The sequence below is a fragment of the Rhizobium sp. P1_E6 genome (assembly GCF_056405875.1).
The window spans coordinates 38073-44850 of record NZ_JBFUBG010000049.1 but is presented as its reverse complement, the minus strand read 5'-3'; the positions used below and the strand labels follow the sequence as shown (position 1 = coordinate 44850).

General features: G+C 61.5%; 7 protein-coding genes and 1 pseudogene. 2 read left to right on the top strand and 6 right to left on the bottom strand.

Going from position 1 to position 6778, the window contains the following annotated elements; translation table 11 throughout:
- The coding region (locus AC1D35_RS21555; protein WP_477940018.1) for a peptidoglycan-binding protein at window positions 1-713 on the bottom strand (713 nt) is incomplete at its 3' end.
- A gap of 214 nt (window positions 714-927) precedes the next feature.
- Between AC1D35_RS21555 and AC1D35_RS21550 the strand changes: the two genes are divergently transcribed.
- Complete coding sequence (locus AC1D35_RS21550) at window positions 928-1230, top strand: hypothetical protein (RefSeq protein WP_113298661.1); 303 nt, start codon at window positions 928-930, stop codon at window positions 1228-1230.
- Window positions 1231-1328: 98 nt separating this feature from the next.
- Here AC1D35_RS21550 and AC1D35_RS21545 read toward each other — a convergent pair.
- Window positions 1329-2208, bottom strand: a pseudogene (locus AC1D35_RS21545) (hypothetical protein).
- 448 nt (window positions 2209-2656) lie between these two features.
- On the opposite strand from AC1D35_RS21545, the gene AC1D35_RS21540 reads away from it, so the two are divergent.
- Entirely contained in the window at window positions 2657-3439 is a 783-nt protein-coding gene (locus AC1D35_RS21540; protein WP_477852095.1) for an SDR family NAD(P)-dependent oxidoreductase, read from the top strand.
- Between the two features lie 66 nt (window positions 3440-3505).
- Here AC1D35_RS21540 and AC1D35_RS21535 read toward each other — a convergent pair whose 3' ends face one another.
- From AC1D35_RS21535 to AC1D35_RS21520, 4 genes are all read right to left on the bottom strand, one after another.
- On the bottom strand, window positions 3506-4414 hold the full coding sequence (locus AC1D35_RS21535; RefSeq protein WP_113309060.1) for a homocysteine S-methyltransferase family protein: 909 nt from the start codon (window positions 4412-4414) through the stop codon (window positions 3506-3508).
- Window positions 4415-4533: 119 nt separating this feature from the next.
- Window positions 4534-5223: an ABC transporter permease gene (locus tag AC1D35_RS21530; RefSeq protein ID WP_477852097.1), complete on the bottom strand. Its 690-nt coding sequence runs from the start codon at window positions 5221-5223 to the stop codon at window positions 4534-4536.
- A gap of 12 nt (window positions 5224-5235) precedes the next feature.
- Window positions 5236-5961 carry an ABC transporter permease subunit gene (locus AC1D35_RS21525; protein ID WP_113298657.1) on the bottom strand — a complete coding sequence of 242 codons (726 nt, stop codon included), beginning with the start codon at window positions 5959-5961 and terminating at the stop codon, window positions 5236-5238.
- 12 nt (window positions 5962-5973) lie between these two features.
- Window positions 5974-6747, bottom strand: a complete 774-nt coding sequence (locus AC1D35_RS21520; RefSeq protein ID WP_477940015.1) for a transporter substrate-binding domain-containing protein — start codon at window positions 6745-6747, stop codon at window positions 5974-5976.
- Window positions 6748-6778 lie beyond the last annotated feature (31 nt).

The following is a 6778-nucleotide window of genomic DNA, read 5'->3' as shown; positions in this document are numbered from 1 at the left end:
ATCCTGGCCACGCCCTTGACCTTGTGCGTCCCTTTTGGTGACGGATTGTCGTCGCTGCCGACGGTCGCCGGATAGATGGCGAGTAGCACTCCGTCCTCGCCATACGCGGCCAACTGTCCTCGTTTCTTGTCGGCCTCGATATGATCAATCCTTGCCTCTCGTCGAGCACCCGGCATCGCCACGTAAATCGTTGCGCCGGTTGCAAAATCGGAGCCGCGATTGAGCGCGTTCAAAAGATCGACATCCATATGAAATCGCTCGGCGAGTTTTTCGGCGACGCTCGTATAGCCCATGCTGGCCATTTCGGCCTTCTCGCCATAGTCTTCGGGAATATGGTCTACCAGACCCTGAGCGTCCTCGACCGTAACCGTATAGCGTCCGATGATCGGCCCACCGGCTTCCAGCTGACCGATGACCGCGGGGTCGATTTTCCCATCGGATGGCAGTCCGATCATGGTCTCGAAACCGGCCAGAGCCTTGATCACGTTTTCTCCGTAAACCCCGTCGATCACGCCCGGCGATGCACCGGCACGGTCGAGAAGCACCTGAAGGCGCACAATCGCGGGATCCGGATCGGTTACCGGCGCGGACGACCGACCCTGCGCTACGGCGGAAAGTGATGCGGCATTGATGGCATTAGGCGAAATTTCCGCCGCCTCGGCATTGCCGATACCAAGGATTGCGACCATCGATAGAAACACGAGCGTTTTCATGACCGATGAACTTGCCGCGCACGAAATAGGTTCCACGGCAATGCGTCCGCGGGTTCCCTGATTGAGGCGAGCGGCCTGTCGCCGCCGGAGATTTCGTCCTCCGTAGGCCTTCGGGTCCGGCGGTTCGGACCGTTCCTGCGCGCGACTTTCACGCGTTTTGGAACAAAAGGGCCGCTAAGATGCTTTTCTCTGCAGGCTAATGGAGGAAAACACCATGGCATTCACACCGAACGACCCCCTCGGCGGCCCCGGCCGCAATCCCGACCTGCGAACGACGCCAATCCACCGGCGCCGCTCATCATGGGGCCTTATCCTCGTGATCGCAGTCGTGGCCATCGCAGGATTCGCCTACTACAACTACATGGCCCCGACGACTGATCCGCAGACGACAGCCGCAACCACTCAGGGCGAGCTGCAGCCTGCTCCAGCCCCTGTCGCCCCGGCAGCACCGTCTGCGCCGGCTGCAAACAACGGAGCCCCCGCCCCCGCGGCACCGCCAGCGAGTGGCAATCCGTAACAAGCGAAAATTCGAAGCCCGGCGATGCTGCCGGGCTTTTCGGGTACGCGCGACCCGCCGCTTTCCGCGGGTCCCGGCCCACATCATGCTCAAACGGTTTATGTCCTCTCCTGTCTCGCTGCCCGCCGCTCGCGTGATCGGGCCGTCTTGCGCGCATCGCGCAGTTCATGGATTGTCGGCTGCCACCAGCCGCGATGCCTCTCGTAGTCACCTGGTACGGATCTCGCCGGCCATGCATGCACGAGTTCTTCCAGAGTAGCGACGCGCCACGCGGCCCAGACCCGATCGTGAGCCGCTTCCGGGTAGAATTCGTCTGCAATGTCAGGCGCAACCAGTTCACCAGTCACGTCAACGATCACCACGATCCCATAGAACGAGGTTGCGATGGGACGCTGAGATGGCGGCAGGTCGGGCAGGCAGAGGGAGACGACGACGTCGTCGTTCGGCCGAACGACGACGGGCTGCACGGTCTTGCTCGGTGCCTTTTCGCTCCGCAGCGCGCCTTCGCCGTTCATCAGGCTCGTTGCGCCTGGCGGCTTCCTCGATCCTCTGCCAGCGATGCTGCAGATCGTCGTATGAGCCGAAAGGCACTATCCAGATATGGCGCTCTCCATCCCAGCGGGCAAAAGGGATCTGCCGAAGTTCGCTCACCACTGTACGGGAATAGGGCGTGCGGATGTGGAAACCCGTATCGCCAACCTTCAGATAGGGGCTGAGGATCGGTTCGAACGCATAGGCGTCGCGTCCTCTTTCGTCGGCAAAGAGGTCTCTTCGGGAGGCCTCGCGCGCAAGCCAGCGATCAATGCGGCGTCGGGCTGTGGTTCCGGGAACGAGCCAGGCATTTTTCTCCTCGCTCCATCGTGCGCGGGGGAATGTTTCCCGAAATCGCTGGACCGTCATCCTGTCGAACGGAAAGGCCACCGCTTCGCCGGGATCTGTCGCGGCCACATCTGGCGGGGCGTCGTCGCTATTGTTCATGGCCGATCCTTTCATCGCCGGCGTTTTCGYGCCGTCGGGCAAGGTTTGCCATCGCACAAGCATGGTCGTGCCTCCCCTGAGGCCCCTGACGGGCGGTAGAAATCAGTTTTGCGGCTCTCGTCGGGTGCTGACGTCCGTCGAGGCCGGAAGAGGCAAACCGTCGGTTGACGTTTGTGCTCCAAGGATGAAACAGTCCAGTAGCCAAATGGTTCGGGCGTCGCCGGGCTCGGTTCTAACCGGCCGTCAGTTCTTCGTTCCAGCAGAGACGAGATGCGTCACGAGGCGACCTGTCCGATGGCAATCCAGGGGTGTCGTCAGCCTTGCGAGAACATTGGCCTGCTCGCGAGTCGGGATTGTTCTTTGCACATATGAAGCGATATCGATGGGTGCGGCGGGCGACACATCTCTGCGACGACCAAGATCAGCGAACCCAATCGAAAGGTGAACCATGAGCCGAATCTTCATCACAGGATCAACAGATGGCCTTGGGTTAGCTGCAGCCCGCGTCCTTATCGAAAATGGCCATGAGGTCGTCCTGCACGCGCGATCAGAGGAACGCGCTCGAACCGTCGGCGATCTCATGGGCAAGTCTGTCTCCGTCGCTATCGGCGACCTTGCCAGCGATGCCGAGACCAGATCCATAGCAGATCAGGTCAACCGGATCGGGCCTATGGACGCCGTAATTCACAACGCCGGTATCTACGCAGAGAGAGGCCGCGGGAATACGCCGGAAGGTCACGCTGGAATCCTGGCCGTCAACACCCTGGCACCCTATCTGCTGACCGCCTTGATCGATCGACCTGCTCGCCTTGTGTACCTGACGAGCGGCATGCACCAGAATAGCGACGGCACCCTTGAGGATATCGACTGGACAGCCCGCACCTGGAACGCAAGCCGGGCCTATTCCGAAAGCAAGCTTCACGTGGCGGCACTCGCCGCGGCAGTCGCGCGACATTGGCCTGATGTGCTCAGCAATGCCGTCGATCCAGGCTGGGTGCCGACGAAAATGGGCGGGGCCGGAGCGCCGGACAGTCTGGAGATGGGGCATGAAACGCAGACTTGGCTCGCAACTAGCCAGGATAAGGAGGCGCAGGTCACTGGCGGATACTGGCATCACCGCCAGCGACGCCAGCCAGCGCGACAGGTCACCGACCTCGCCTATCAGGACATGTTGATGGACAAACTGGCGGAACTGACGGGGGTCAACATATTCCCGATCTCCGGCCGCTGACGGTTTGCCGCAGATCCCTCCTTCGCGCTCCTTGCCCAGCAAATACGAATATCGTCGGCAGATGCCTCAGTCCAAAAACGTCTTCCTCAAGCGATGAATATGAGCAGCGCCGATGCCGCAGCAGCCGCCGATTATTGTCGCACCCGCTTCGGCCCAGGAACAGGCATAACGCGAATAGGCATCGTCATTCAGATCGTTGCGGGTGTCGTGCAGGCCTTCATTGGCGGCTGCGTCGCCCTGCTCCCCCTCGAAGGCATTGGCGTAGACGCCGATTTCGAGGTGAACGTCCGCCTTCCGGAACACGCGCGCCGCCGTCTCTACGGCCGCCTGCATGACCTCGGGCTTGCTGCAATTGAACAGGAAGGCTTCGGCACCCGATGACACTGCCCAGGATGCTGCGTCCTCGACGCTTTCGCCGGAGCGAAGCTTCCGCTCGCCACTTTCGATGTCTGCCTCATCATCCGCCAATGTGAATGCGATCCAGAACGGTTTGCCTGTTGCCGCCACCGCCTTGCGGACGGCCTCGCCCTCGGCGATCAGGCTTAGCGTCTCGCCGAGCCATACATCGACGAAAGGATTGAGGTTTTCGACGAGCACTTTGAGATAATCCTGCACGCGCGAAGGCTGAAAATTCTGCGGCTCATAGGAACCGAAGATCGGCGGCAGCGAACCGGCGACCAGCACCTTCCGATCCGCGACGGTATCGGCCGCCTCGCGCGCCAGGCGACCGGCGAGGCGGATCAATGCCGCGCCCTCTCTCTGGAACCGGTCCTCACCGATATGGAAGGGCACGAGCGCATAGCTGTTCGTCGTAATGATCTGCGAGCCTGCGGCGATGAATTCCTTATGGACCTCACGCACGATATCCGGCGCGTTGATCAGCGCCAGTGCCGACCATTCCGGCTGTTTCAATTCCGCGCCCAGTCGCAGCAGCTCGCGGCTCATACCGCCATCGAGAATTCGGGTCGTGCTCATAAAGGGTTCTCCATTCAGGCTGTCGCGCCGTCACCGGCTGCGGGCTTTTCAAAATAAATTGGGCTGGGTGTGCGTGGTTCGTGCGCGCAGTCGTTCATGGCCGATACTATTCCGTCGGCCTAGCGGCGAACCGGCACCTGCGCTTCGAGACCTCGAAAAACGCGGGCGATTATTGCGGTCAGGGCGAGATAGAAGAGGGTGACTACCAGCAGCGGTTCGTAGACGAGCAGGGTGTCCTGCCGGACCTTGTTTGCCACGGCATAGAGGTCCATCACCGTCACCGTGAAGGCGAGCGGCGTCGCTTTGAGCTGCATGACGATCTCTCCCGCAATCGTCGGCAGGGCGATGCGAATGGCGCGCGGCAGCCAGATGCGCCGGGTCAGCTTCCAGGGCGACAGGCCGAAGGCCCGGCCGGCTTCGAGCTCCCCCTTGGGAACGGCAAGCAGCGCGCCGCGCAACACCTCGGCCTCATAGGCGGCATAGTTCAGCGTGAAACTGACGGCGGCGAAGAAGAAGCCCTCGCGCAAGACCGGCCAGAACAGGCTCTGGCGGATGCCGGGGATCATGGGAAGCAGCGATCCCACCCCATAGTAGAGAAGCCACAGCTGTATCAGCAGCGGCGTGCCTCGGAAGAAGGTGCAGTAGCCGCGGGCGAGCAGCCGTGTCAGCCTGCCGCCGCTGACCTGCGCGAAGGCGAGGCCGATGGCGATGACGAAGCCGAATATGACGGAAATCACCAGCAGGCAAACCGTCTGCCAGGCGCCCGTCAGAAGCAGTGGCCAATAGGAAGAGATCCAGGTGAAATTCATGAGACGCGTTCCTCAGGCAAGGCGCGGCTGCCCCCGCCGTACCCGTCCTTCGATCAGTTTGACGACGACGTTGGAAACGAGCGTGATGGCGAGGTAGAGAAGGGCCGAAGCGAGGAAAAAGACGAAGTAGTGCTTGGTGCTTGCCCCGGCAAGGCGGGTGGCGAGCGCCAGTTCCTGATAGCCGACGACCGCAACCAGCGCGCTGTCCTTGGTGACCGACATCCACAGATTGGCAAGACCCGGCAGGGCGTTCGGCAAGAGCGCCGGCAGCAGGACCCGGCGGAACCGCAGCACCGGCCCCATGCCGAAGGCCTTGGCGGCCTCGATCTGGCCAATGGGAATGGCGAGGATCGCGCCGCGCAGCACCTCCGTCATATAGGCGCCCTGCACGAAGCCCAGCACCGCGACGGCCGCGACGAAGCCGTTCACATTGACGGGCGGCAGATCCAACGCGGCCAGGAGCCGGTTGAGGCCATCGGTGCCGGCATAGTAAAGCCCGACGATCAGGATCAGCTCCGGAACAGCGCGGATCACGGTGGTATAGAAATCGAGCAGCAAGCGGAGCACGCGGTTGCCCGAAAGCTTTCCAAGCGCGCCGCCCATGCCAAGCAGCAGGCCGATCGCGAAGGCGCAGGCCGAGATGGCGACCGTGGAGACCGCACCTGCCAAGAGAACGCCGCCCCATCCCGGAGGATAGGGAGACAGCAGGTCCAGAATACCTTGTTGCGCGGTCGCCATTATCAGGACTGCTTACTTTGCGCCGTAGATGTCGAAATCGAAGTATTTCTTGGTAATGGCGTCATACTGGCCGCTGGTCCGGACTGCCGATATCGCCGCGTTCAGCTTGGCTTTCAGCTCCGTGTCTTCCTTGCGCAGGCCGCCCGAAACGCCAGCTCCGAGAATTTCCCTGTCGTCGGCGACGTCACCCATCTTGGCGCAGCAATCCTTGCCGCCATCGCTTTTCAGGAAAGCGTCAAGCGCCAGTGAATCGCCGAAAACATAGTCGATACGGCCAGAAGCGAGGTCCTGAAAAGCCTCGTCGAGCGTCTGGTAGGTCTTCTCCTCCGCGGCCCCGGCGAAATACTTCTTGTAATATGCCGACTGGATCGTCGACACCTGGATGCCGATGGTCTTGCCCTTCACGTCCTCGGCGGTGGCGCCCGGCTTCTGGTCCTTGGGACCGATCAGGGTGCTCGGCGTGTTATAGTACTTGTCGGTGAAGTCGATCACCTTCGAGCGTTCCGCGGTGTTCGACATCGACGACCAGATCACGTCGAACTTCTTGCTCTGCAGAGCCGGAATGAGGCCATCCCAGGAAATGTCGACGATCGAGCATTTCTCCTTCAACTCTTCGCAGACAGCATTCATGAGGTCGATCTCCCATCCCTGCCATTGGCCGGAGGCATCCTTGGCGAAGAAGGGCGGATAGGATTCGTTCATGACGCCGAAGCGGACTTCGGCCTGCGCGGCGACGGCGGAAAGCGCAAGTGCAACGCCGGCGACAAGAGTGGGGATCAGCTTCATTCGCAGGATTCTCCTGGTTTGTGTTATCGAT

What these genes read in the sequence shown, in the direction of transcription:
- AC1D35_RS21550 (WP_113298661.1), top strand. Translation starts at nt 928, where the DNA reads ATGGCATTCACACCGAACGACCCCCTCGGCGGCCCCGGCCGCAATCCC.
- AC1D35_RS21540 (WP_477852095.1), top strand. Translation starts at nt 2,657, where the DNA reads ATGAGCCGAATCTTCATCACAGGATCAACAGATGGCCTTGGGTTAGCT.
- AC1D35_RS21535 (WP_113309060.1), bottom strand. Translation starts at nt 4,414, where the DNA reads ATGAGCACGACCCGAATTCTCGATGGCGGTATGAGCCGCGAGCTGCTG.
- AC1D35_RS21530 (WP_477852097.1), bottom strand. Translation starts at nt 5,223, where the DNA reads ATGAATTTCACCTGGATCTCTTCCTATTGGCCACTGCTTCTGACGGGC.
- AC1D35_RS21525 (WP_113298657.1), bottom strand. Translation starts at nt 5,961, where the DNA reads ATGGCGACCGCGCAACAAGGTATTCTGGACCTGCTGTCTCCCTATCCT.
- AC1D35_RS21520 (WP_477940015.1), bottom strand. Translation starts at nt 6,747, where the DNA reads ATGAAGCTGATCCCCACTCTTGTCGCCGGCGTTGCACTTGCGCTTTCC.